The sequence below is a fragment of the Longimicrobium sp. genome (genome assembly GCF_036399935.1).
GTDB lineage: Bacteria > Gemmatimonadota > Gemmatimonadetes > Longimicrobiales > Longimicrobiaceae > Longimicrobium.
Genome location: NZ_DASWMD010000033.1, coordinates 1 through 23,692, shown reverse-complemented (window position 1 = coordinate 23,692; position 23,692 = coordinate 1). Strand labels below are relative to the sequence as shown.

At 70.3% G+C, this 23,692-nt stretch carries 23 protein-coding genes; 17 read left to right on the top strand and 6 right to left on the bottom strand.

Annotation, left to right across the window (positions count from 1 at the left end; all coding sequences use genetic code 11):
* Positions 1–319 precede the first annotated feature (319 nt).
* From VGB24_RS11045 to VGB24_RS11030, 4 genes are all read right to left on the bottom strand, one after another.
* Complete coding sequence (locus tag VGB24_RS11045; RefSeq protein WP_331072999.1) at positions 320–3,034, bottom strand: DUF5916 domain-containing protein; 2,715 nt, start codon at positions 3,032–3,034, stop codon at positions 320–322.
* A 101-nt stretch (positions 3,035–3,135) separates the two neighbouring features.
* On the bottom strand, positions 3,136–4,326 hold the full coding sequence (locus VGB24_RS11040; protein WP_331072998.1) for a hypothetical protein: 1,191 nt from the start codon (positions 4,324–4,326) through the stop codon (positions 3,136–3,138).
* A gap of 139 nt (positions 4,327–4,465) precedes the next feature.
* Positions 4,466–6,463, bottom strand: a complete 1,998-nt coding sequence (locus VGB24_RS11035) for a M56 family metallopeptidase (protein WP_331072997.1) — start codon at positions 6,461–6,463, stop codon at positions 4,466–4,468.
* Positions 6,460–6,849, bottom strand: coding sequence for a BlaI/MecI/CopY family transcriptional regulator (locus VGB24_RS11030; protein ID WP_331072996.1), 390 nt, complete (start codon positions 6,847–6,849; stop codon positions 6,460–6,462). The genes VGB24_RS11035 and VGB24_RS11030 overlap by 4 nt, the downstream gene beginning before the upstream one ends.
* A gap of 569 nt (positions 6,850–7,418) precedes the next feature.
* On the opposite strand from VGB24_RS11030, the gene VGB24_RS11025 reads away from it, so the two are divergent.
* The 9 genes from VGB24_RS11025 (at position 7,419) to VGB24_RS10985 (ending at position 12,266) form a co-directional block, all read left to right on the top strand.
* Positions 7,419–7,775: a metalloregulator ArsR/SmtB family transcription factor gene (locus VGB24_RS11025; RefSeq protein WP_331072995.1), complete on the top strand. Its 357-nt coding sequence runs from the start codon at positions 7,419–7,421 to the stop codon at positions 7,773–7,775.
* Complete coding sequence (locus tag VGB24_RS11020) at positions 7,756–8,253, top strand: SRPBCC domain-containing protein (protein ID WP_331072994.1); 498 nt, start codon at positions 7,756–7,758, stop codon at positions 8,251–8,253. The genes VGB24_RS11025 and VGB24_RS11020 overlap by 20 nt, the downstream gene beginning before the upstream one ends.
* Positions 8,254–8,289: 36 nt before the next feature.
* Positions 8,290–8,787, top strand: a complete 498-nt coding sequence (locus VGB24_RS11015) for an SRPBCC family protein (protein ID WP_331072993.1) — start codon at positions 8,290–8,292, stop codon at positions 8,785–8,787.
* A 152-nt stretch (positions 8,788–8,939) separates the two neighbouring features.
* Positions 8,940–9,176, top strand: coding sequence for a hypothetical protein (locus VGB24_RS11010; protein WP_331072992.1), 237 nt, complete (start codon positions 8,940–8,942; stop codon positions 9,174–9,176).
* Positions 9,173–9,379, top strand: coding sequence for a hypothetical protein (locus VGB24_RS11005; RefSeq protein ID WP_331072991.1), 207 nt, complete (start codon positions 9,173–9,175; stop codon positions 9,377–9,379). Before VGB24_RS11010 ends, VGB24_RS11005 begins: the two co-directional genes overlap by 4 nt.
* A 32-nt stretch (positions 9,380–9,411) precedes the next feature.
* A complete protein-coding gene (locus VGB24_RS11000) occupies positions 9,412–9,771 on the top strand; it encodes a nuclear transport factor 2 family protein (RefSeq protein ID WP_331072990.1) in 360 nt (119 codons plus the stop codon).
* A 139-nt stretch (positions 9,772–9,910) separates the two neighbouring features.
* Entirely contained in the window at positions 9,911–11,146 is a 1,236-nt protein-coding gene (locus VGB24_RS10995) for an acetyl-CoA C-acetyltransferase (RefSeq protein WP_331072989.1), read from the top strand.
* Between the two features lie 14 nt (positions 11,147–11,160).
* Complete coding sequence (locus VGB24_RS10990) at positions 11,161–11,682, top strand: PaaI family thioesterase (RefSeq protein WP_331072988.1); 522 nt, start codon at positions 11,161–11,163, stop codon at positions 11,680–11,682.
* The gene (locus tag VGB24_RS10985) at positions 11,679–12,266 is read left to right on the top strand and encodes a TetR/AcrR family transcriptional regulator (RefSeq protein ID WP_331072987.1); all 588 of its coding nucleotides are present in this window, start codon (positions 11,679–11,681) and stop codon (positions 12,264–12,266) included. The genes VGB24_RS10990 and VGB24_RS10985 overlap by 4 nt, the downstream gene beginning before the upstream one ends.
* A 334-nt stretch (positions 12,267–12,600) precedes the next feature.
* Here the strand turns inward: VGB24_RS10985 and VGB24_RS10980 are convergent, their stop codons facing one another.
* Positions 12,601–13,887, bottom strand: coding sequence for a PQQ-dependent sugar dehydrogenase (locus VGB24_RS10980; RefSeq protein WP_331072986.1), 1,287 nt, complete (start codon positions 13,885–13,887; stop codon positions 12,601–12,603).
* A 220-nt stretch (positions 13,888–14,107) separates the two neighbouring features.
* On the opposite strand from VGB24_RS10980, the gene VGB24_RS10975 reads away from it, so the two are divergent.
* Together VGB24_RS10975 and VGB24_RS10970 are read left to right on the top strand one after the other, a co-directional pair.
* Positions 14,108–14,509: a YciI family protein gene (locus VGB24_RS10975; protein WP_331072985.1), complete on the top strand. Its 402-nt coding sequence runs from the start codon at positions 14,108–14,110 to the stop codon at positions 14,507–14,509.
* A 75-nt stretch (positions 14,510–14,584) separates the two neighbouring features.
* On the top strand, positions 14,585–14,992 hold the full coding sequence (locus tag VGB24_RS10970) for a VOC family protein (RefSeq protein ID WP_331072984.1): 408 nt from the start codon (positions 14,585–14,587) through the stop codon (positions 14,990–14,992).
* 1,114 nt (positions 14,993–16,106) lie between these two features.
* Here VGB24_RS10970 and VGB24_RS10965 read toward each other — a convergent pair.
* Positions 16,107–17,141, bottom strand: a complete 1,035-nt coding sequence (locus VGB24_RS10965; RefSeq protein ID WP_331072983.1) for an NAD(P)/FAD-dependent oxidoreductase — start codon at positions 17,139–17,141, stop codon at positions 16,107–16,109.
* Between the two features lie 162 nt (positions 17,142–17,303).
* Between VGB24_RS10965 and VGB24_RS10960 the strand changes: the two genes are divergently transcribed.
* The 6 genes from VGB24_RS10960 to purL all read left to right on the top strand — a co-directional run bounded on the left by VGB24_RS10960 (position 17,304) and on the right by purL (position 23,341).
* A complete protein-coding gene (locus tag VGB24_RS10960; RefSeq protein WP_414676724.1) occupies positions 17,304–18,251 on the top strand; it encodes a phosphoribosylaminoimidazolesuccinocarboxamide synthase in 948 nt (315 codons plus the stop codon).
* A complete protein-coding gene (gene pssA / locus VGB24_RS10955; protein WP_331072982.1) occupies positions 18,248–19,126 on the top strand; it encodes a CDP-diacylglycerol--serine O-phosphatidyltransferase in 879 nt (292 codons plus the stop codon). Before VGB24_RS10960 ends, pssA begins: the two co-directional genes overlap by 4 nt.
* Positions 19,123–19,389, top strand: a complete 267-nt coding sequence (gene purS / locus VGB24_RS10950; protein WP_331072981.1) for a phosphoribosylformylglycinamidine synthase subunit PurS — start codon at positions 19,123–19,125, stop codon at positions 19,387–19,389. The genes pssA and purS overlap by 4 nt, the downstream gene beginning before the upstream one ends.
* On the top strand, positions 19,386–20,084 hold the full coding sequence (gene purQ, locus VGB24_RS10945) for a phosphoribosylformylglycinamidine synthase subunit PurQ (RefSeq protein ID WP_331072980.1): 699 nt from the start codon (positions 19,386–19,388) through the stop codon (positions 20,082–20,084). Before purS ends, purQ begins: the two co-directional genes overlap by 4 nt.
* Positions 20,085–20,214: 130 nt before the next feature.
* A complete protein-coding gene (locus tag VGB24_RS10940; RefSeq protein WP_331072979.1) occupies positions 20,215–20,973 on the top strand; it encodes a hypothetical protein in 759 nt (252 codons plus the stop codon).
* 49 nt (positions 20,974–21,022) lie between these two features.
* Positions 21,023–23,341: a phosphoribosylformylglycinamidine synthase subunit PurL gene (purL, locus tag VGB24_RS10935; RefSeq protein WP_331072978.1), complete on the top strand. Its 2,319-nt coding sequence runs from the start codon at positions 21,023–21,025 to the stop codon at positions 23,339–23,341.
* Positions 23,342–23,692 lie beyond the last annotated feature (351 nt).

The following is a 23,692-nucleotide window of genomic DNA, read 5'->3' as shown; positions in this document are numbered from 1 at the left end:
CGCCCGAAGCCTGGTGCAGTTCTCCCCCTCTCCCGCTTGCGGGAGAGGGGGCCGGGGGAGAGGGCAGCCGGAGACTGCGCCGGACCCGCCGAAGTGCATCAGCTCTTGCCCGGGCCCTACCGGGCGCTGGTGTGGCGGACGTCGTGGTGCGGTTCGCGGGGTGTGTGGCGGATCCCTCAGTCGCTGCGAACTACGGTGTGAGGGCTGGGACTGCGGGGGCCGCTCCATCGGGATGACATCGGGCTTCGGCAGGCGGGGTGCACCTCCGCTGGAGATGCACCCGCCCTCACAAATTCGTTCTCCCCGCGACGACAGCGGCCTACCGCCCGATCCAGTAGCTGGCCTTGATCACGAAGATGTTGTCGGCGCGCTCGCGGAAGATGCTGGCGGCGTCGCGCCCGAAGTCGAAGTCGCCGTACGTCTCGCCGCCCGACCGCTGCTGCTGCCACACCAGGAAGAGCGTGCTCCCCGGACGGTACTCCCACCGCAGCACCGCGTTTCCACGCAGCGACCGCACGTTCAGGTCGGGGTTGGCGAACGAGAACGCCTGCGCCGAACCCGCGCTCGCGACCGAGCAGTTGCCGTTGGGATCGGCCGTGTAGCGGTTGTTCTCCTGGTTGAAGCAGATGGTGCCGAAGTCCTGTCCGTACGCCTTCTTTTCCAGCGTCCGCGGCCCGGTGAACTCGCTGAAGTTCTCGTAGTCGCCGGCGAAGACGAACGGCTGGGCGAACAATTCCAGCGTCAGCGTGGGCGTGAACGTCCAGTTCAGCCGCGTGTTCATGGACAGCTGGTGCTGCGCCAGGTTCGCCACCACCGCGCGCTGGCCGAAGAAGTGGGTGGCCGTGGCGTCGTCGCGCCGCAGCACGAACTGCTGCGTGTTGCGCGTAAAGCTGTACGACGGCCCCAGCGTGAGCTGCACGTGCGGCGCGGGGCGGATGCGCACGCTCCCCGCGAGGGACGAAAAGCTGCCGCCGTCCGTGTCCTGGATGTAGTTGCCGTTCAGCGAATAGAGCAGCGCCTTGCGGGGGTCGGTGCTCATCCGGGCGTGCAGCAGGTAGTCGCCCGGCCGGCGCGCCACCCCGGCGCCGCGGGTCAGCCGGTCGTCGTTCACCCCGGGGTGAACCTCGGTGTAGAACGCCACGTTCCAGTAGTTCGCCAGCTGGCCACCGGTGAACAAGTGCAGCTGCGCCCCGGTGCGGTCGCCGTCGAAGTTGTACTCCTGCTGTCCGCCCAGGATGGCCTGCCACGAGCGGTAGTGCCGGGTGGGCGTGTTCCACCGGCGCATCACGTTGGCCAGCGTCCACACGTAGTCGGCGCGGTTCAGGAACGCGGCGTCGTTCACCTCGAAGCCGGGGCTGCGGTAGTTCACCGCGCCTTCCCACTGCCACTCGCCCGCGTCCTTGGCCATGCGCAGGTATCCCCCGTGGCCGCGCAGCGCGGTGGCGGACGGATCCAGCAGGTCCGAGAACATCCCGTTGCCGCCGCTCTGCCGGTCCGGCCGCTGGAAGTAGCGCGCGGACGAGTTCTGCAGCCGCAGGATGGAGGTGGAATCGCCCACCACGTTGGAGAAGGCGAAGTTGCCCATCAGGTGGTAGGTGCGGTTCTTCCACCACGCGTCCCAGTCCACGCCCACCGCCTCGGCGTGCCCCGGAAGGCGGGTTTCCAGCGCATCGGAATCGAACCGGCGGATCACCGACGTCGCGATGGCGCCCACCGTGAGGTTGCCGCCCCGCAGGTTCTGCCGCACCCGGCCCACGAAGTAGTTGCTGGCCGGCTCCACCTCTTCCGTGAACCGTCCGCCCAGCGTGTCCTGCCCCAGCGCCCTCTCGGAACGGGTGACGGCGTTCAGCAGACCCACCTGCAGCCCGCCCGAGGTGCGGCCGGTGACCTTGGCCGCGCCCAGGATGGTGCTGTTCTCCGGCGCCTGCACGTACTCCGTGCCTCCCTGGGTTACACTGCCCTGCGGCGAGCGCCCGATGCGGCGGGAGTAGAACAGCGACATCGACGACACGTTGGAGCAGTTGAAGCACGAAAAGCTGCCGAAGCCGAACAGCCCGCTCCCCTCCACGAAGAACGGCCGCCGCTCGGAGAAGAAGGTTTCGAACGCCGACAGGTTCACCACCGCGGGGTCTACCTCCACCTGCCCGAAGTCGGGGTTGATGGTGGCGTCGAGGGTAAGGGTGGAGCTCAGCTGGTACTTGAGGTCGGCGCCCACGCGCGTGCTGTACGCGCTGGCGCTCTGGAACGGGCTGCCCGGCTGCGTGGGCCGCACGTAGCTCGCCCGGCTCAGCGCGTAGGGCAGCAGCTCCATCCGGCCCCGGTTGCGCGGCGCGCGGATGCCCTCCAGGTGGCCGTACCGCGCCGGTCCGCCACTCTCGCGCTTGGGCCAGAAGCTCCACGACGAGTTCTCGTTCAGCCGCTCCACGAAGCGCTCCACCTGCAGCCCCCACGTCTGCATGCTGTCACGCGGAAAGCGAAGCTGGCTGAAGGGAATCCGCAGCTCGGCGGCCCATCCCAGCGAATCGATGCGGGCGGCCGCGGAGTACACCGGGTCCCACGACGGGTCGGCGTTGGCCGATGCCTGCCCGGCGTCGTTCTTCACCCCCGACGGGTTGACGAGGAACGCCGTCACGCCGGTGTGGTCGTGGTAGGTGTCGAAGATGAACTGCACGTAGTCGCCGCTGTTCACCTGGTCGCGGCGGAACAGGCGATCGCTGACGCCGCGCGCGCCGAGCGAATCGTACATCCGCGCGCCGATGTACAGCGCGTCGGCGTCGTAGGCCACGCGGACCTCGGTGCGCTGCGTGGCGGGCTGCCCCTCGTGGGGGTCCCGCTGCACGAAGTCCGTCGCGGGCGCGGCCGACTGCCAGACGGCCTCGTCCAGGCGGCCGTCGACCACGATGCCCACCGTGCGCTCCACGGCCTGCATGCGCGGTGCGGCGCCCGTGGCGTGCGCGCCGCCCTGTGCGCCGGCGGGCGCGGCGAGCGCGAGCGCGGCGGCGAGCAGGGCGGCGAGGGGGCGACAGGGGTGCATGGTCATCGGAAGTTGCTGGTGAAGGGGCGGCCGGGCGGCGGATCCGTCGACGCTTGGATGCACTGGCCCGGCGAATGGTTGGGATGCGGGCTGAGCCGGGCTCATCGGTTGCGCCGGACGTACTCGGGGCCAATGCCGTGGATCTTCATCCTGACCAGCGCGTCGGGCGAGGTGTCACGAAAGCCGGCCTCGCGTACCTCGCGGATGAACTGCGGGGTCACCCCGTGAATCCTCATCCGCAGCAGCTGGTCGGCGGTGGCGTCCTGGAACCCCAGCGCCCGGTACTCGCGGATGCGCTCGGGCGTCACGCCGTGGATGCCCATCTGCATCAGGTCGTCGCGGTCGAGCCCGCGGAAGCCCAGGGCGGCCAGTTCGCGCACCAGCTCGGGCGTCACCTGGTGGATCTTCATCTGCGTGACGTCATCCGCGGACAGCCCCTCGAAGCCGGCCCCGCGCAAGCCGCGGACGTACCCGGGGGTGATGGAGTGGATGCGGAGGCTCACGAGGTCGTCGGCCGACAGGCCGGTGAAGCCCACGGCCGCCATCTCGCGCACCTGCTCGGCGTTCACCCCGTGGATGCTCATCCTCAGCAGCTCTTCGCGGTCCAGGTCGCGGAAGCCCAGCGACTCCATCTCGCGGACGAACGCCGGGGTCACCCGGTGGATGCGCATCTCCACTACGTTCTCCACCGTGTTGGCGCCGGCGATGCCCAGCGCCCTCATCTCGCGGACGTACTCGGGCGTGATGTTGAAGATGAACAGCTTCATCACGTCTTCGACGTCGAAGGTGCCCAGCCCCACCCCAGAGAGGCGCCGCACCCCCTCGGCGGAGGCACCGACGAGGGCCAGGTGCATCAGCTCGCGGTCGGTGACGTCATCGGTGCCCTCCACGCCCAGCGAGCGGAGGGCGGACGGAAACTGGCGGTTGGGGCGAAAACGGAAGTGGCCCGATCCCCTGCCCTCGCGGAAAGTGCCGTCGAACTCGAACACGCCCGGCTCGCGGTCGATGCGGAAGCTGACCGGGGTGGACGCGGCCGCCGTCAGCGCCGCCGCGGGCAAGCCGTCCAGGTCCGCGCGGGCGATGGAGTTCCCCCAGACGGAGTTCTCCGTCATCAGGTTCAGCTGCAGCCGGTCCGGGCCGCCGTGCCGCGCGTCGATGCTCCAGGTGCCTTCGGTGCTGTCGGCCGCCGCCACGGTCGGGGCCTCCGCCGCCGGGGCACGATGGACCGTGGCGGAGACGACGGCGACGGTCGCCAGCAGGGCGGCGGCGGTGGTGATAAGGGCTCTGCGCATGGGGCAGCTCCTGTCATGGAAAGGTGAGGGATAGGCGCATGCCGGGGTGGATGGCCACCTCATACGGGCTCCACCTGCAAGAAAGTTCGGGGGGATCGAGGCGGCGCGCGCCGCCTCGGTTCCGTTGTGCGACTTCAGCCTACGGCGTTCGGGCCCGGCCCCTGGCCTGGTCGCGGTCCACGCCGCTGGCGCGCAGCCGGATCAGCTGGTCCGCGTTCAGGTCGGCGAAGCCGGCTTCCCGCAGCTCGCGGATGTACGCCGCGTCGATGCGGTGGGCGCGGAGGTCCGTCAGCCGCCTGGCGGAGAGCCCCGTGAGCCCCACGCTGGCCAGCTCGCGGATGTAGGCGCCGGTGACGCCCACCGCCCGCAGGCCGGAGAGCGTTTCCACGTCCAGCCCCGACAACCCGGCCGCGCGAAGGTCCGCCAGGTACTCGGCGTCCACGCGCAGGGCGCGCAGGCTGGTGGCGTCGTTGGCGGATACGTCGCGCACGCCCTCGCGCACCAGCTCGCGGACGAACTCCCTCGTCACGCCCACGGCGCGCATGCCGGTCAGGTCGCTCGCGGAAGCGTTGGTGAAGCCGAGCTCGCGCATCTGCGCAACGAACTGCGCATCGACGCCCACGGCGCGCATTCCGGTCGCCTCGTCCGCCGAGCGCAGATCCACCCCGGCGCGGCGCATGTCGGCCACCCAGGCGGCCGTCACCCCCACCGCCCGCAGCCCCGTCAGCTCGTCCGCCGTCAGCCGCCCCCAGCCGACGCCGTTCATGGCACGGGCGTACTCCGGAGTGACTCCCACGGCGCGCATGGACACGAGGTCGTCGCTGCCCAGGCCGGTGTAGCCGGCGTCGCGCATCTGCCCGATGTACTCCGCGTCCACGCCCACCGCACGCATGGCGACCAGGTCGTCGATTCCGGTCCGCGCGGGCGGTGTGTCGGTCTGCGCCAGCGCCGCCGCCGGGCTCAACTTCTTCACCGCATGGGCCTTGCGAGTCTCCTTCGACCGATCGTCGTCGGAGCGCCCCGGACGGAATCCGCCGTCCCCATCGACCTCCACGTGGGCATCGGTGACGAGCGAGGCGTGTGCAACGGCCGCCTCGACGGGGCGCATGGCCGCGAGGGAGCCGACGATCAACATCCCCGTGGCGACGGCGAGAAGCTTGGCGCCGGCGGAGGGCACGCCGCGCGAGCGGGCCGCATCCAGCACCCACAGCAGCCGCGACTCCAGCTGTGACGGCCGCGCCATGCTCACCAGCGCGGGCGACGCCAGCCAGGGCGAGCGGTGCGCGCGGGCGATCTCCAGCAGGTGCGAGGCGTAGTCCGACGCACGGGTGCCCGTGCGGAGCACCAGGTCGTCGCAGGCGCGCTCGCGCTCCACACGAAGGCGCCGCGCGGCGTACCAGACCGCCGGGTGCCACCAGAAGAGCGCGCACGCCACCTGCGCCAGCGCCTGCGTCAGCGTGTCGAAGCGCTTCACGTGGGCCAGCTCGTGCGCCAGCACCGCGCGGCGGCGGTCGTCGGCCCACTGGTCGGCGTTGGCGGGGAGCACCACCGCGGGCCACAGCAGCCCGCCCGTAGCCGGCATCACCGCGCCACGGTCCCGCAGCAGCAGCACGGGACGACGCAGCTGCAGCTGTTCCGCCGCTTCGTGCGCGCTGCGCAGCCACTCGGGGTCGTGCACCACCTGCGCGCGGCGGCCCATCCGCGCCACGCCCCAGAAGCCCAGCGCCAGCCACAGCAGCCCGGCGAGCACCCCCGCGGCAACGAGCCCGGCGGCAGCGCCCGGAAGCCACGCGTCGGCGGCGGAGTGGACGACCGGCATCGGCTCGGCCGGGAGCGCCCTGTCCGGCCGCTCCGCGTAGACACCGGGTTGCTCGATCATCATCCCCGGAGGCGCGGGCGCCGTGCCCTCGGAGGACGGCAGCAGCGGCAGCTCCCAGGCGGGAAGCACCACCGAGAACACGGGCAGCGCGAGAACGCCGATGACCGCCACGCACCACACCAGGTGGCGCACGGCGGCGGAGGCGCGCCAGAGCAGTGCGGAGACGGCGGCGGCCAGCAGCAGGATCAGCGTCGCCTTGGCGGCCAGCTCGGCGAGCAGGGGCAGCCACTCCGCCCCGGGCATCAGGCCGGCGCTCATTGGCCCTGCTCCCGCGCGCGGTCGATCAGCCGGGCCAGCGCGTCGAGCTCGTCGTCGGAGGGCGGCTCTTCCGAGGCGTCCATCAGCGCCGCCATGGCGGCGGCGGTGGAGCCGGCGAAGAAGGTGCGCAGCACGTGGCGCATGGCCGACTCGCGGACGTCCTCGTGCGGCGCCGTGGGAAAGTACACGTGCTTGATCCCTTCCTGCGCGTGCTGCAGGTGCCCCTTTTCTTCCAGGATGCGCAGCATGGCGCGCACGGCGGAGTAGCTGGGGGGATCGGCCAGGTGGGCGCGGACTTCGGACGCGCTGGCGCGGCCCAGGCGGTAGACCACTTCCATGATCTGCCGCTCGCGCCGGCCAAGGTCCAGGGGGGGACTTGCTTCCATCGGGATTCGCTCCGGGTAGACGTGCTAGTACACTAGCATGTGCTAGTGTACTAGCAGGTTTGCACGCCGTCAAGCCTTTTGTTTCGAGAGGGCCCCTCCCCCGGCCCCTCCCCGCACAAACTGCGTGCGGAGAGGGGAGAAGGGCGGGCACGGGATCGGACGGAGCCGAAGCCAATGGATCTGCCCCCACGACCCCGAGCCAGGGGCGGGTGAACCCGCGGCTGGAACAGCGGAAAGCCCCGACACGGGCCGTTCGCACGTCCCGTTCGGGGCTTCACCCGCACGCACACCGGACCTGCCGAAGCGCGGGATGTCATGCCGATGGAGCGACCGCGTGGATCCCTGACCACACACAATTGATAGCAGCGACTGAGGGATCCGCCACATACTCCCGGGTGCGCCACACGGCCCTCCCCCCACGAGAGCAAGCCAGTCCGCGAAGGCGGACTTCGTGTGTCTGTTGCCGCGAATTCATTCGCCCGACCCAGCCGGGGAACCATCCCCCTTGACCATACCGAACACGAGCATTACTTTCCGCACAGGTTAATTAACCGTGATGGAAAGTACGGATGACGGAAGCCGATCGCCTTAGCGCCACCTTCGCCGCCCTCGCCGACCCGACGCGGCGGGCGATGTTGGCGCGCCTGGCAAAGGGCGAGGCGACGGTGACGGAGCTGGCGGAACCGTTCGCCATGAGCATGCCCGCCATCTCCAAGCACCTGAAGGTGTTGGAGCGCGCGGGGCTGATCGAGCGCGGCCGCGAGGCCCAGTGGCGTCCGGCCCGCCTGCAGCCGGAGCCCCTTCGTGAGGTGAACGAGTGGATGGAGCCGTACCGCCGGTTCTGGGAGCAGAGCTTCGACCGGCTGGACGTGTACCTTCGCACCCTTCAGAGCAGGGAGCAGAGCGATGACGGCGGCAGCAAGTAGCACCATCCCGGCGGAGATGCGCGTGGCGTGGGAGGGTGGCGACCTGGTGATCACCCGTGGCTTCGGCGCGCCGCGCGAGGTGGTGTACCGCGCCTGGACCACGCCCGAGCACTTCGCGCGCTGGTTCGGGCCCGAGGGCAGCACCCTTTCCCCATGCACGCTGGACGTTCGCCCCGGCGGCACGCTGCACTACTGCCACCGCTTTCAAGACTACGCCCGTGTCTGGGTGAAGGGCGTCTACACCGAAGTCGCCGAGCCGGAGAGAATCGCGTTCCGTTGCTGGTTTTCCGATGCCGAGGGCTCGGCTGTCCCGCGCCCCGGCTATCCGACGGAGATGCACATCGCCTTGACCTTCGCTGAAGCTGGGGCCGGCTCCCTGGTCACCATCCGCCAGGCCGGCCTGCCGGCGGACCACGGCGAAGTTCAGGGCTGGAAGGAAGGCCTCGATCGTCTGGCCAGCCTGCTGGCGAACCACTGATCACCGTCACTTACCATCACACGAGAGAGAAGAGCGATGACGACAGCAGAGGCAGCCAGCACGACGGCGGCGACGGGCACCGAAGACCGCGTGATCGTCCTCACGCGCGTGTTCGACGCGCCGCGCGAGCTGGTGTTCCAGGCGTACACGCAGCCCGAGCACCTGGCGAAGTGGTACGGCCCCGACGGCTTCACCATCACCACGTTCGAGCACGACTGCCGCGTGGGCGGAAGGTGGCGGTTCATGATGCACGGGCCGGACGGGAAGGATTGGCCCAACCGCATTGAGTACCGCGAGGTGGTGCGCCCCGAACGCCTGGTGTTCGACCACGGCAGCGACGTGGATGACGATCCCCACCAGTTCTTCGTGACGATCACCTTCGACGACGAGGGCGGAAAGACGCGCCTCACCTCGCGCATGCTGATGCGCACCCGCGAGCAGCGCGAGGCCAGCATCAAGTTCGGCGCGGTGGAGCTGGGGCAGCAGACGCTGCGGCGCCTGGCGGAGTACCTGGAAACAATGCGGCCGAGCTGAGGCGATGGATGGAGCACCCGAAGTTCCCCCCCTCTCCCGCGCCGTTTGGGAAGGGTGAACCACGTGTCGATCCCACGCGGCGTCGTTCGACGTACCGGTAGCAGGCCAGCAGGCGCCTGAGCCGCGCCGAACCCGAGCGAACGAGTGCCACCATGACCCAGCGAACGGCCGATCTCCCGCGGGCCCTCCCCGCCCTCCTGCGCCCCTGCCCCTTCTGCGGCGGCCCGGCGGCGCTCGAGCCCGATCCGTGGCTAAGCGAGAGCCTGCGCGTTACCTGCGGAAACGCCGCGTGCCAGGTGAAGCCCAGCACCGAGTACCTGCTCCCCTGCTTTACCGACGAGCTGTGCGCGGCGTGGAACGGCCGTCCCGCGATGGAGGATGCGCGATGAGCGCCGGTCCGGGGGAAGGCGATCTTCCCGCCGGCATCGGCAGGCCCGCGCACCGGGCGCTCGCCGCGGCGGGCTACACGCGGCTGGACCAGCTCGCCGGACGGAGCGCGAGAGAACTGCTCAAGCTGCACGGCATGGGACCCAAGGCCCTCGGCCTGATCCGCATCGCCCTTGCCGAGCGCGGCCAGTCGCTCGAGGATTGATCATCACCCAAATCACCCGCCGAAGCCATTCCATGAACGACACTCCGACAGCGGACCTGGTGCGCCGCTACTTCTCCGCCTACCAGGCGGCGGACCGCGAGCAGCTCGAGGCGCTGCTCGCTGATGATTTCACCTTCACCAGCCCGTGGGACGACCACATCAGCCGGGCGACGTACTTTTCGCACTGCTTTCCCCACGCGGGCTCGTTCCGCTTTCGCGAGCCCATGACGATCTTCGCGCAGGGCGACGAGGCTTTCGTGCGCTACGAGACTGAGGGAAAGCCCGGCGGCACCTTCCGCAACGCCGAGTTCTTCCGCGTCGCGGACGGGCAGATCCGCTCCATCGAGGTGTTCTTCGGATTCATCCCTGGCGCCACGTCCTCCACGGACTGATTCGGCCAGGGCGCGCAATCGTCGTCACACTGAGCCGGAGGATGGTTGCGCCACTCTCCGGTTCTTCTTGCCTGAATGAGATGATGTACATAATATTATGATCGCCATCCAACGAGGATGCTCACCAGGAGAAAGCGACATGGCCGACGCATACATCATCGACACGGTGCGCACGCCGCGCGGGCGGGGCAAAAAGGGCAAGGGCGCACTGACGGAAATCCATCCGCAGGAGCTGCTGGCGCAGACGCTCCGCGAACTGGCGCGCCGCACGGAGATCGATCCCGCCGACGTGGACGACGTGGTGGTGGGCGTGGTGTCGCAGGTGGGCGAGCAGGGCGCCAACATCGCGCGCAACGCGGTGCTCGCCGCCGACTGGCCGCTGCACGTGGGCGGCGTTTCGCTCAACCGCTACTGCGGATCGGGGCTGCAAGCGGTGAACTTCGCGGCGATGGGCGTGACGAGCGGCGCGCAGGACGTGGTCGTCGGCGCAGGCGTGGAAAGCATGTCGCGCGTGCCGATGGGCAGCGACGGCGGCGAAGGTGACGGCATGAACCAGCACCTGCGCCGCAAGCACACCCAGGTGCCGCAGGGCATCAGCGCCGACCTGATCGCTACGATGGAGGGCTTCACCCGCCAGGAGCTGGACGCGTTCGCGCTCCGCTCGCAGCGGCTGACGGCCGAGGCGCAGCGTGAGGGCCGCTTCAGCCGCGCCCTCTTCCCCGTGCGCGATCCCGGGACGGGGGCCGTCGTCCTCGAGCAGGACGAGTTCCCGCGTCCGGAGACCACCATGGAGGCGCTGGCCGGGCTTCCCGCCGCCTTCCAGGCCGTCGGCGCCACCCCCGCCGGGCCGAACGGCGAAACGCTGGACGAGATCGCGCTCGCCCGCTTTCCGCGCGAGGGCGGCATCCAGCACCTTCACACGGCCGGGAACTCCAGCGGCATCGTGGACGGGGCGGCGGCGGTGCTGCTGGCGTCGGACGCGTACGTGCGCGAGCACGGGCTGAAGCCGCGCGCCCGCATCCGCTCGATGGCCATCTTTGCCGAAGATCCCGTGATCATGCTCACCGCGCCCGCGGAAACGGCACGGAAGGCGCTGCGGAAGGCCGGGATGCAGGCGGCGGACGTGGACCTGTGGGAGATCAACGAGGCCTTCGCCGCGGTGCCGCTGCAGACCATCCGCCGGCTGGAGATCGACCCCGAGCGGGTGAACGTGAACGGCGGCTCCATCGCGCTGGGCCATCCGCTGGGCGCCACCGGGGCCATGCTGCTGGGCACCGCGCTGGACGAGCTGGAGCGCCGCGGCCTGGCCACCGCGCTGGTGACGCTGTGCATCGCGGGCGGCCAGGGCGTGGCCACCGTCATCGAACGCGTCTGAAAACGGAGGGGGAGATGAGCGTGGACGAGGCGGCGGTCCGCACGCGGACGATCACCTGGCACGATCCGCTGCCCGGCGCCAAGACGGGCGCGCGGATGAGCGGGCTGGACTACCTGCGGGCGATGGCGGCTGGCGAGCTGCCGCCGCCCCCCATGCTCATCACCATGGGGATGGGCATGGCGGAAGTGGAGGAGGGGCGCGTCGTCTTCTTCGTGGAGCCCGACGAGTACCACTACAACCCCATCGGCGTGGTGCACGGCGGGCTGGCCGCCACGATGGCCGACTCGGCGATGGGGTGCGCGGTGCACTCCACCCTTCCGGCGGGCGCGGGCTACACTACGCTGGAGTTCAAGATCAACTTCATGCGCCCGCTCACCCGCGACACGGGCCGCGTCCTCTGCGAAGCGCGCACCATCCACGTCGGCGGGCGCGTCGCCACGGCCGAGGCGCGGCTGACCGACGCGGAGGGGCGGCTGTACGCGCACGCCACCACCACCTGCATGGTGTTTCGCCCCGGCGCGGAGAAGGGCGGATGACGCGCTATCCCAGCGGCCACAAGGAACGCACGCGCGAGCAGATCGTGAGCGCCGCCGCGCGTGCCTTTCGCGAAGAAGGCGTGGAGGGAGTGAGCGTGGGCGAGGTGATGGGCCGCGCGGGCCTCACCCATGGCGGCTTCTACGCCCACTTCCGCAACAAGGACCAGCTCGTGGCCGAGGCATGCGGATGCGCGCTGGAGCAGTCCACTGCCCGGCTGATCGACGTCGCGCGGAAGGCGCCGCCGGAGGAACGGCTGGCGGCGTTCATCGGCGCGTACGCCAGCCCCGCCCATCGTGACGACCCCGGCGCCGGGTGCCTGATGCCGGCGCTGGCGACGGAAGTGTCGCGCCACTCGCCCGAGGTGCGCGCGGCGTTCACCGCGAGCTTTCAGCAGGGGATCGCCATGCTGGCCCGACAGCTTCCGGAGATCGAAGGCGCGGACCGCACCGACCGGGCGCTGGCGCTGATGTCGGGGCTGGCCGGGGCCGTGATGCTCGCCCGTGCCGTGGATGATCCCGCGCTCAGCGACCGCATCCTCCAGGCCTCGCGCGACGCTTTCACCGCCGCGTTCGCGAACGGCTGATCTACCGGGAGTGCATCGTGGCCCGTAAGCGGGCGAGCCCGCCGCTGTCATCCCGATGGAGCGGCCACGCGCAAGTTGCGGCAGCACCACGCCTTGCAGCGACTGAGGGATCCGCCACACACGGCGCGAAGCGCCCGCGAGCATCAGGATGCGCAGCCCTCTCTGAGCGGGTGAACCCGCCGCTCGCACAGCGGAAAGCCCCGGCTCGGGCCGCTGTCGCGTCCCGCCCGAGGCTTCACCCGCATGCTCGCCGCAGTTGCCTGCGCCCATCTGTCAATCCGATGCGGAGTTCGTTTCGCCTGCGTCTCCGCGTTTTCTGCGTGATGCCCTGGGATCAGCTTCGCGGCGCGATCCGCCAGAGTTCGGCGCTGTCCTCGTCGGTGATCACGTACAGTGCGCCGTCCGGCCCCTGACGCACGTCGCGGATGCGCTTGCGGCGGTCCGTCAGCAGGTGCTCCTCGCCCGTGACGCGGTCGCCCTGGATCACCAGCCGCACCAGCCGCATCTCGCGCAGCCCGCCAATGAACAGGCTGCCGCGCCACCCCGGGAACGCGGTGCCCGTGTAGAACTGCGCGCCGGACGGGGCGATCACCGGGTCCCAGTAGTACACCGGCTGCTCCAGCCCCGCGCGCTGGGTGGACGCGCCCGCGATGGCCTGCCCCGAGTACTCCATGCCGTACGTGGTGATCGGCCAGCCGTAGTTCTTGCCCGCCTGCACCAGGTTCAGCTCGTCCCCGCCCCGCGGTCCGTGCTCCACGATCCAGAAGCGGCCCTGCCCGTCGAACGCGGCCGACTGGATGTTGCGGTGGCCCGTGGAGAAGATTTCCGGCAGCGCGCCGGACTGCCCCACGAACGGGTTGTCGCGCGGCACCGAGCCGTCGGGGTTGATGCGCAGCACCTTGCCTAGATGGCTGCCCATCTGCTGCGCCTGCGGCCGCGTCTGCGGGTCCGACCGCTCGCCCATCGTTACGTACAGCATCCCGTCCGGCCCGAACGCCAGGCGCGAGCCGAAGTGCATGTTGTTGGCGTACGTCGGCTGCGTGCGCAGGATCACCCGCACCTGCTCCAGCCGCGATCCATCCGCCGAAAGCACCCCGCGCGCGACGCTGGTGCCGTTGCCGCCGTCACGCGGCTCGGTGAAGCTCCAGAAGACGGTGCGGTCCGTGGCGAACCGCGGGCTGAGCGCGGCGTCCAGCAGTCCGCCCTGGCCGCGCGGGTCCACCGGCGTTACGCCCGTGATCGGCGCGCCCACCTGCCCGGCGGCGGAGACGATCCGCATCTGCCCAGCCTTTTCCGTCACCAGGAAGCGCCCGTCCGGCAGCGGCTCCACCGACCACGGCTTCTGCAGCCCGCGCGCGACCACGGCCACGTCATACGCCACGTTGGAGTTCACCCCGCACACGCGCGTCTGCCCGGCGAACGCAGGCTGGTTGCTGGGCGTGTTCGCCGGCCGCGTTTCCAGCGGCGTGCAGTCGGCGGACTGGGCCACGGGGGGCTGCGTAGCCGGGGTTTCGGCCGGCTGGGTCTCCGCGGGCGCGGTGTCCGGCGCATCGGTGCGCGGCGCGCAGGCCGCCATCAGGCCGGCGAGCACGGGAAGGGCGAGCGCGACTCTCGTCTGCATGGCTCTGTGTATTCCTCTGAGCGGTCTGTTCGATCAGGTGGAACGTCCACCGGCCGCGGACCCGGTGCAAAATGCGGGCGACGGGCACCGCCAGCCGGATGCACGCGGAAGAGGCCACGTCGTGATCTGGCGCTTCCGTAGCGGGGAAACCAGTTTGGCGGGGCACGCGCGGACGCCCGTGCGGACGCCGCCGACTCACCCCCAAGAGAGCGACACGACGATGCGGTTCATGATCATGTTCAGGAACGACGGCGACAGCGAAGTCGACGTGCCTCCGTGCATCGACCTGGACGAGATGGGTACCCTGATGCACGAGCTGACGTCCACCGGCGTGCTCCTCGCGACCGAGGGATTGAAGCCGAGCGAAAAGGGCGCGCGCGTCCGGATGACGGGCGGCAAGCGCGTGGTGGTGGACGGCCCGTTCACCGAGGCCAAGGAGCTGATCGCCGGCTTCGCGCTGGTGCAGGTGGAATCGAAGCAGGCCGCCATCGACCTCGCGGAGCGCTTCCTTCGCGTGGCAGGCCAGGGCTCGGCCGAGGTGCGCGAGGCGTTCCAGCCGGACGCGGCCCAGGATTCCGCGGAGGACGTCGCGGCCCGCCTGCGCTCCCCGGCGCTCGTGTAGCACGGTGTCGATTCCGTGATTCGTCGTTCGACGTCCATGCAGAGAGCAGTACCCACCCAACACCACGAGGACCGCATGTCAGAAACGACGACTCCCCCCGTGACCACCGGCGTCACCCCCTACCTGACGGTGCGCGGGGCCAGCGACGCCTCGGCGTTCTACCAGAAGGCGTTCGCCGCCCAGGAGCTCATGCGGCAGGCGGACGAGAAGTCCGGCAAGCTCATCCACTGCCACCTGCGGATCAACGGCGCCGACGTGATGATGTCGGACGAGTTTCCGGAGTACGGCATGGGCCTGGGGGATGGACCGAACGGCGTGACGCTTCACCTGCAGGTGGACGACGCCGACGCGTGGTTCGAGCGCGCCGTGGCCGCGGGTGCGACGGTGACGATGCCCCTCGCCGATCAGTTCTGGGGCGACCGGTACGGGCAGCTGAAGGACCCGTTCGGCCACAGCTGGTCCATCGGAGCGTCGAAGAAGTAAGGGCCCTCACCAGACTGGCCCCGGCGCATTCCGCGGGCGCCCCCCATCCCCAGCCCTTCCCCCGCAAACAGCCGCGGGGGAAGGGAGCCAGTGTGGTGCGCGTCCGTCGATGCCGGTGCGTGCCAAAGTCCTCACCGCACCACAGCCTGTCATCCTGAGGCCCAGGCGCACCGCACCGGCCCGCTCACCATCGTTAGCGGGCCGAAGGATCTAACCTCGGCCGGCACGAAGTCAGGGCGCGGCAGCGGCCACCGATGCAGAGGCCTCGGCGGTCCTGGGGCGACTAAAGTCGCGGCTGGCACATCACGAAGTCCGCCTTCGCGGACTGCATGGGCGGGCCGAGTGCACCAAGCCGGCCGGAGCGCATACGAATTCTCCCCTCTCCCGCTTGCGGGAGAGGGGCCGGGGGAGAGGGCAGCCGGGGAATGCGCCGGAGCCCTCGAAGCGCATCTCACCTGGTCAGCATCGCCAGCCCCAACACCGGCACTCGTCGGAAGGCCCGTCAGCCGAGGCCCTGGCCGCCGTGACCGCTGCCGCGCCCGGCCGATTACCCGTCCGCGGCTAGATCCTTCGGCCCGCGAAGGGTGTGGCAGGGGCTGATTCGGCACGCCTGGGCCTCAGGATGACAGGCCCTGGTGCGGCGAAGGGCTTGGGGAGCGCACCACATTGGCTCCCTTCCCCTGCGGGGTTTGCGGGGGAAGGGCTGGGGATGGGGGGCGCCCGCGGAATGCGCCGGAGCCATCGAAGCGCATCTCACCTGGTCAGCATCGCCAGCCCAAACACCGGGACTCGTCGAATGCCGCCGCCGTCCGAGGCCCTGGCCTTCGTGACCGCTGCCGCGCCCGGCCGATTACCCGTCCGCGGCAAGATCCTTCGGCCCGCACAGCGTGTGGCAGGGGCTGATTCGGCGCGCCTGGGCCTCAGGATGACACGCCCTGGTGCGGCGAAGGGCCCGGGGAGCGCACCACACTGGCTCCCTTCCCCCGCGGGGTTTGCGGGGGAAGGGCTGGGGATAGGGGGCGCCGCGGTACGCACCCCGCCTGATCGAACCGCGATCGAAGTTCTCCCCTCTCCGCACGCGGTTTGTGCGGGGAGGGGCCGGGGGAGGGGCGCCCTACTCTTCCCCCTCGTCGTCCTGCTTGAACAGCTTGAGGTTCGTGGAGTGGCCCGGGTTCACGCGGGCCTTGGGGTTCAGGTAGTGCACCGCGTTGTTCACCGCGACCGCCGCCTCGCCGTACCCCGTGGCGATCAGCTCCAGCTTGCCTGGATAGTGAACCACGTCGCCCGCCGCGTACACGCCGGCGATGTTGGTCTCCATCAGCTGCGACACCTTGATGGTGTTGCGCTCCAGCTCCAGCCCCCAGCGGCCGATGGGCCCCAGGTCCGGCTTGAAGCCCAGGAGCGCGACGACGGCCTCCACGTGAAGCTCCTCCGCTTCTTTGGTGTCGTTGTTGATCAGCGTCACACGCGCCACGCACCCGCCCTCGCCGCTGATCTCGCCCACCTCGTATGGCGTGCGGATGGTGACGTCGCCACGCTCGGCCGCCTGCCGCATCTCGAGCACCGTACTCTTGTGCGCGCGGAACTCGTCGCGCCGGTGGATCAGCGTGATCTCGCGCGCGATGCCGCGCAGCCCCAGCACCCAGTCCACCGCCGAGTCGCCCCCGCCGATGATCAGCACGCGCTTGCCGCGAAAGTCCTCCGGCTGGCGCACGTGCGTGTGCACGCCGCCCGTGTCGGAGTAGTGGTCCGCCCACCCCGGGCACTCCAGCACGCGCGGGTTCAGCGCGCCCTTGCCGGCCGTGATCACCACCGTTTTCGTGAGGAACTCGCCGCGCGGCGTCACCAGGCGAATGTGGCCGTCCTCGGGGATCAGCTGCTGCACCTCGGCCTCCAGCACCACCTCGGGGCCGAACTGCGTGCCCTGCTCGATCATGTTCTTGGCCAGGTCCTTGGCCAGGATCTTGGGCAGGCCGCCGACGTCGAAGATGTACTTTTCCGGATACAGGGCCATCAGCTGCCCGCCCAGCTGCGGCAGCGCGTCGACGATGCGGCACGACATGCCGCGCAGGCCCGCGTAGAAAGCGGCGAAGAGCCCCGTTGGCCCCGCGCCGATGATGGTGATGTCCTTGATGCCGTCGTCGCTCACGCGCCCGCTCCAGTTGAGATGCCGCCCACGCACGCGCGCGGGCGGCGTTCATATACCAGCGGCCGGGGATGGACGCAAGCTGGCCGGCCGGTTGCCGCGCCCCGGCACGGGGGATAATTTGCCGGCTTCATCCAGCCCCCGAGACCCTGGACGGAGCGCCCGATCCTGAACGCCACCCTGGTCAGCACCGACCTTCCCTTTCCGCTGAGGGTGCGCGGAAAGGTCCGCGACGTGTACGACCTGGGCGACGCGCTGTTGATGGTGGCCACCGACCGCGTGAGCGCCTTCGACGTGGTGATGCCCGACCCCGTTCCCCGAAAGGGCGAGGTCCTCACCCTGATCTCCGCCTGGTGGTTCGCGCGCACCGCCGATCGGGTGCCCAACCACGTCCTGTCCATCGACCCCGACCACATCGCCGCCCGCTACCCCGCCCTGGCACACCATCGCGCTTCGTGGGCACGGCGCGGCATGCTGGTGAGGAAGCTGGAGCCGTTCCCGGTGGAGTGCGTGGTGCGCGGCTACCTGAGCGGCAGCGCGTGGAAGGAGTACCGCGAATCGGGCACGCTGGCCGGCGAGCCGATGCCCCGGGGGCTGCGCGAATCCGACCGGCTGGAGACACCGCTCTTCTCCCCCGCGACCAAGGCCGAGTCCGGCCACGACGAGAACATCCCCTTCGCGCGGATGAAGGAAATCGTCGGCGGCAAGGCGGCTGAGCGGCTGCGGGACGCGTCGATGAAGCTCTACGAGCGGGGGCGGGAAACGGCGGCACCCGCGGGAATCATCATCGCCGACACCAAGTTCGAGTTCGGCCGCGACGCGGACGGGACGATCCGCGTGATGGACGAGATGCTGACCCCTGATTCGTCGCGCTTCTGGCCGGCGGACCGGTACCAGCCGGGCCGCGGCCAGCCGTCGCTCGACAAGCAGCCCCTGCGCGACTGGCTGGAGGAGCTGACGGCGCGCGGCGCATGGAACAAGGCGCCTCCCGCGCCCGCGCTGCCGCCGGAGGTGGTGGACGAGACCTCGCGCCGCTACCAGGACGCCTTCCGCCGGTTGACAGGGATGGCCCTGGACGACTTTCCCCTGCGCGACCCCGGAGCCGCCGGATGATGGTCGATTCGATGTCGCCCCGGCGGCGGCGGCTGCGCCGCGGCGTGGTGATCCTGCCCAGCGCCTTTACGCTGGGCAACCTGTTCCTGGGCATCTGGGCCATCGTCAACGCGTCGCGCGGCGAGTACTTCACCGCGGGGTGGATGATCGTGGGCGCGGCCATCATGGACCTGCTGGACGGCCGCATCGCCCGCTTCACCGCCACGGGAAGCGCCTTCGGCGAGGAGCTGGACTCGCTGGTGGACGCCATCTCCTTCGGCGTGGCGCCCGCGCTGATCGCCTACTTCGCCTTCTTCAGCACCGGCGGCGAGTGGTCGTGGATCCTCGCCTTCCTGTACATCGTCGCCGCCGTGTTCCGGCTGGCGCGCTTCAACATCGAGCAGGCGGGAACGGCCAAGGCGGCGTTCCACGGCCTTCCCTCCCCCACGGCCGGCGCCTGCCTGGCCACGTACTACGCCTTCACCGAGACGCCGTTCTGGGCCGCGTGGCTGCCGCACGTGCCGGTGGTGCGCATGGCCGGGTGGCTGCTGATGCTGCTAGGCGTGCTGATGGTGAGCAACGTGCTGTACCCGGTGGTGCCGCGGTTCGGCACGCGCACCTGGAGCGGCCGCTTCGCCATCTTCCTGGCGATCGTTTCGCTGGTGTCGGCGTTCACCTATCCGGCGTACTTCTTCTTTCCCTTCAGCATGCTGTACATCACCTACGGGCTGGTGAAGTCGGTGCTGGGCGGGTTCGAGGAGCGGCTTCCCGCCCGCGACCCGCTGGAAGACGAAGTGGACGACGGCGAGGCCGACGACATGCGGGAGCTGGAATACGAGGAAATGCGCCCCAAGCCGGGGCTTCGCGAACCCATGGACAGCGGGAACCAGGCGTGACGGATTACAGCATTGAGGTGCGGGTAACGCCGCGGCGCGGCATCCTGGACCCGCAGGGCAAGGCGGTGGGCGGGGCGCTGACGTCGCTCGGCTTCGGCGGCGTGGGCGAGGTGCACGTGGGCCGCATCATCGTCTTCTCCCTGGCGGCGGAGGGCGAACCCCAGGCGCGCGAGACGGCGCAGGCGATGTGCCGGCAGCTGCTGGCCAACCCGGTTACGGAGGACTTCCGGATCACCGTCTCGCCCGCGGAGAGCGTGGGATGAAGATCGGCGTCGTGACCTTTCCCGGGTCCAATTGCGACTACGACTGCTACAAGGCGGTCGAGGAGCTGCTGCAGGCCGAGGCCGTGTACCTGTGGCACAAGGAGCACGACCTGCAGTCCGTGGATGCCGTGTTCCTGCCCGGCGGCTTCAGCTACGGCGACTACCTGCGCTGCGGCGCCATCGCCGCGCACAGCCCCATCATGCGCGAGGTGATCGAGTTCGCCAATGCCGGGGGACCCGTCGCCGGAATCTGCAACGGCTTCCAAATCCTCTGCGAGAGCGGGCTGCTCCCGGGCGCCCTGGTGCGCAACCGCACGCTGAAGTTCCGCTCGCGCGCCGTCCATCTCCGGGTGGAGCGGGCGGAGCCGCCGTTCACCTCGGAGTACGAGGTCGGCCAGGTGCTGCGCATTCCCATCGCGCACGGCGAGGGGTGCTACATCGCCGATCCCGCGGTGCTCGATGAGCTGGAGGCAAACGGGCAGGTGGCGTTCCGCTACTGCGACGCCGAGGGCAACGTCGTCCCTGCGGCCAACCCCAACGGCAGCGTGCGCAACATCGCGGGCATCGTGAACGCCGCGGGCAACGTGCTGGGGATGATGCCGCACCCGGAGCGCGCGGTGGATCCGCTGCTGGGCAGCACGGACGGCGCGCCGGTGTTCCGGGCGCTGGCGGGGCATCTCAGCGTCGCGCGGTAGGCAGCGGGGAACGCATCGGAAGGGGACTGCAACGGCGGGTGGATGCACAGGAAAACGTGCGGGATTCTTGCAGGTGCGCTCTCGGCTTTTGTTGCCGCTGTTGCTTCGTGACCTTCCCGTGGAGGCGACCATGACCAGGCTCTTCCTTGCGCTCCTGTTGCTGGCGAGCGCTCCCGTGCAGGCCCAGTCCGTCATCTCGCAGGGGATGACGCCCGAGCAGGTGCGCGAGACGTTCGGCGCTCCGGCGACCACGCGCACCTCCGGCGAGTGGACGTACTGGTACTACCACAACGGCTGCCCCAACCGCTGCGGCTCCGACGACGTGGTGTTCTTCCGCGAGGACCGCGTGGTCGCCGCCGTGCTGCGCACCCGCGCCCGCCGCTTCTCCGGCCCGCGCGCGGATGACGCACTCGGCGCGGCGGGCGGCGGCGAGCAGTCCGGCTCCGTCACCGCGGATGGCGATCGGGGGCGCGCCGTCGGACGCGCGGCGGGGTCCGCTCCGGGGCGCGTGATCGTCGGCGGGGTGAACGTGAACGCCGCGCCTACCACCGGGGCAGACGTGATGGTCATCACGCCCACGGGCCAGGGCGCCGCGGACGGGGTGCAGGTACGGGAGGCGCGCGAGGGCGAGCGGTCCACCATCATCATCCAGGGGCCGACCACCACCGGCGGGACGGGCGTGGCGACGGGCGGCGCGCCCGCCAATCGGCCCAACGTCGACGCGACCAGCACCGCCCCGCGCACCACCGGCACGCCCGACGAGACGCAGGGCGACTCGGTGGAGCGCGCCGCCGAGCGCGACCAGCGCGACCGCAGGAACGAGGAAACCGCCGTGGACCGCGCCCGCCGCCACGACACGCCGCGCCAGCCGCCCGCGCGCACGCCCTGAACGGCGCGCGGACCGACCGCTCGACATCCAACGACTGAAGGATAGAGACGTGCCCGTACAGCCCCGCCCCGGAGACCCGGCCATCACCCCCGAGCTGGTGGCCGACCACGGCATCAGCGAACACGAGTACGGGCTGATCCTCGACATCCTGGGCCGCGAGCCCACGTACACCGAGCTTGGCGTGTTCAGCGCCATGTGGTCAGAGCACTGCGGCTACAAGAACAGCCGCCCCCTCCTGCGCAAGCTGCCCACGAAGGCGCCCTGGGTTCTCCAGGGACCGGGCGAGAACGCCGGGGTCATCGACGTGGGCGACGGGCTGGCGGTGGCCTTCAAGATCGAGTCGCACAACCATCCCTCCGCCGTGGAGCCGTACCAGGGCGCCGCCACCGGCGTCGGCGGCATCCTGCGTGACGTGTTCACCATGGGCGCGCGCCCCATCGCCTGCCTGAACTCGCTGCGCTTCGGCGAGATCGACGGGCCCGAGGGTGACCGCGTCCGCTACCTGGTGGCGGGCGTGGTGAAGGGCATTGGCGACTACGGCAACTGCGTGGGCATCCCCACCGTGGGTGGCGAGGTGTACTTCGACGCCGCGTACGAGGGCAACCCGCTGGTCAACGCCATGGCCATCGGGCTGATGAAGAAGGAAGAGCTGATCCGCGGCGTGGCGTCCGGAGTGGGCAACCCCATCATGGCGGTGGGATCGAAGACGGGTCGCGACGGCATCCACGGCGCCACCTTCGCCAGCGCGGAACTGACGGAGGAGAGCGAGGCCAAGCGTCCCATGGTGCAGGTGGGCGATCCCTTTACCGAGAAGATGCTGCTGGAGGCGTCGCTGGAGCTGATCCGCTCGGGCCACATCGTCGGCATCCAGGACATGGGCGCCGCGGGGCTCGTCTCGTCGTCCACGGAGATGGCGGCGCGTGGCGGGACGGGTGTGGAGATCGAGATCACCCGCGTTCCCGTCCGCGAAACGGGGATGACGCCGTACGAGATCCTCCTCAGCGAAACGCAGGAGCGGATGCTCGTCGTCGCCCACGACGGGCGCGAGGAGGACGTCCGCGCCATCCTGGGCCGGTGGGACCTGGACGCGGAGACCATCGGCTACGTGACGGATACGGGGCGGTACGTGATCCGCGAGAACGGTGCGGTGGTGGTCGACATCCCCGGCGAGCCGCTGGTGGATGCCTGCCCCACGTACACCCGCGAGGGCATCGAGTCCTCGGAGGTGGTGGAGGCGCGCGCGTTCGATCCATCCACCCTGAAGCTGAAGCCCGAAGAGGCCGATCCCACGTGGACGCTGCGGCGCCTGCTGGATTCGCCCACGGTTGCCTCCAAGCGGTGGGTGTACGAGCAGTACGACAGCACGGTGAGGACGAACACCGTCGTGGGTCCCGGGAGCGACGCGGCGGTGGTGCGGTTGCGTGGCACCAACCGGGCGATCGCGGCCACGGTGGACTGCAACTCCCGCTACGTGTACCTGAACCCGTACCGCGGTGGGCAGATCGCCGTGGCCGAGGCGGCGCGCAACCTGGTGTGCTCGGGTGCCCTGCCCCGCGCGGTGACGGACAACCTGAACTTCGGCAATCCGCTGAAGCCGGAGGTCTACTACCAGCTTTCCGAGTCGCTGCGCGGAATCGGCGAGGCGTGCACCGTGCTGGAAACGCCGGTGACGGGCGGCAACGTCAGCCTGTACAACGAGAACCCGCGCGGCGCCATCTATCCCACGCCCACGATTGGGATGGTGGGGGTGATCGACGACCTGGCGCACGTCACCACCTCGTCGTTCCGCCAGGCGGGCGACGCCATCGTGCTGCTGGGGCGCAACACGGCCGAGCTGGGAGGCAGCGAGTACCTGAAGACCATCCACGGCCGCGTGGCGGGCGACGCGCCGGCGCTGGACCTCCCAGGCGAGCAGAAGCTGCAGCGCGCGCTGCTGGCCATGATCCACGCTAGCCGCGTAACGTCGGCGCACGACACGGCGGAGGGCGGTCTGGCCGTGGCCCTCGTGGAATCCGCCATTGCCGACCCGGCCGCGCCGCTGGGCGTGGAGGTGGATCTGGACGACGACCTGCCGGTGAACGCGCTCCTCTTTGGCGAGGCGCAGAGCCGCGTGGTGGTCTCGTGCGGGGAGGACCAGTTGGATGCGCTGCTGGAGATGGCGGCGGAGCACGGCGTTCCCGCACGGCGGATCGGCACCGTGGGCGCACCGTTCGGGACCGTGGTGATTCGCACGCACGGCGGGTCGATTGAGGCGGCGGCGGCGGAACTGGCGGAGATCTACGAGTCGGCGATCCCGCGGCGCATGGAGGGGAGCGTGGCGGACGTGGAGACGTCGCTGGAGTCGGTGGTGCAGAACGGGATGGAGTAGGAGGGCGCGCCCCTCCCCCGGCCCCTCCCCGCACAAACTGCGTGCGGAGAGGGGAGAACCCGGATCCGCACCCGAAGCCCGCGTGCGCGAGAGCCTGTCATCCTGAGGCCCAGGCGCGCCGAGCCGGCCCGTAGTACAACCGTCACGGGCCGAAGGATCTAGCCCCGGATGCGTACATGGCTGGGCGCGGCAGCGGTCACGAAAGCCGGGGCCTCGGCTGCCGTGGGGCCCTCACCCCGGAAGAGCGGGTGAACCCGCCGCTGGGACTGCGGAAAGCCCCGACCCGGCGCCGCTGTCGCGTCACCGTTCGGGGCTTCAACCGCACGCACGCCGAACCTGCCGGAGCGCGGT